Annotated in this window: 2 protein-coding genes; both read right to left on the bottom strand. The window is 44.9% G+C overall.

Going from position 1 to position 1,005, the window contains the following annotated elements:
• The coding region (locus ACWDVG_RS31670; protein ID WP_451704371.1) for a PLDc N-terminal domain-containing protein at window positions 1-403 on the bottom strand (403 nt) is incomplete at its 3' end.
• A gap of 192 nt (window positions 404-595) precedes the next feature.
• Window positions 596-1,005: 3-oxoacyl-[acyl-carrier-protein] synthase III C-terminal domain-containing protein (locus tag ACWDVG_RS31665; RefSeq protein ID WP_451704369.1), on the bottom strand; the 410-nt coding region annotated here is incomplete at its 5' end.

Genomic DNA, 1,005 nt, shown 5'->3' with positions numbered 1-1,005 from the left:
CGAGCTCGGGCAGGTCGAGGAGGCGCTCGGCGTCGGAGGGGTGGGTGAACCCGTGCCGCAGCAGCCGTGAGAACGTGCTGCTCCTGCGCCCCTGCTCTTTTAACTCCAAACGGAGAGCTCTGCTATTGTCCTCTCGATCAACCATTGATTGGAGCTGCTTTAGCTGCTTCATTTCTTTTTTAGATAAACGACGCTCTCCAAACATGATATAGAGCAATGGGCCAAACACTGGCACAAAGGCTACTAACAGCCATGTTACCTTACTCTCAGGATTCATAGACCGATTAACAATCGATACAATGGTCGCCATACTCATCAAAATAACTAGAATAATCCAGAGAATCGGAGCCATCCGACCTAGATAGAGAAATAAACCAAAGATGATAAACAACTCTGCCAACATGATGGTAATACTAAAACCATACTTAGACATGAGTAGCTGCATTTTTCTAGCTGTCATACATCCCCTTTCTTTTCTAACATTCTCCTTAACTGCTTGATAAACTAATCTTTCTACTAGTATACCTCAGTCCAGGGGTAGATGGCAACCTTTTACCTTTGCTCAAGTTCCAGTCGTTCCGTGTTTAGATGATTATTACAATTTCAGAGCCAACATATTGACCGTCATACCAGCTGCAGTCCCCATAAGGTAGACGACATCTCCTTCTTTGATAAGTCCATGCTCCAAAGAATAAGCCAGGCCAAACGGTACAGAGACTGACACCATATTTCCATAGTCAGTAACGAGATTGAGGTACTGATCCTCGGCCACACCTAGTTTTTCCATGACCAAAGGAAGAGCACGACTTGCTTGGTGAGGAATGATATAGTCCACGTCTGCCAAGGCTAGCTGTGTTTTTTCTTGAAACTCTTCAAACATGACTGGGATTTTACGAGCAGACAAGAGGAGGATTTTCTTCCCCTTCATGTCAAACATATAGTTGGTCTTCGTCGCTTCAGAGTACTCTTTTGGTTGAAAAGAAGTCAGACCTCCACGAATCTCCG

It is taken from the genome of Streptomyces sp. NPDC003327, from assembly GCF_053589515.1.
The sequence above is the reverse complement of the archived record's forward strand: the minus strand, read 5'-3'. Positions and strand labels throughout refer to the sequence as shown.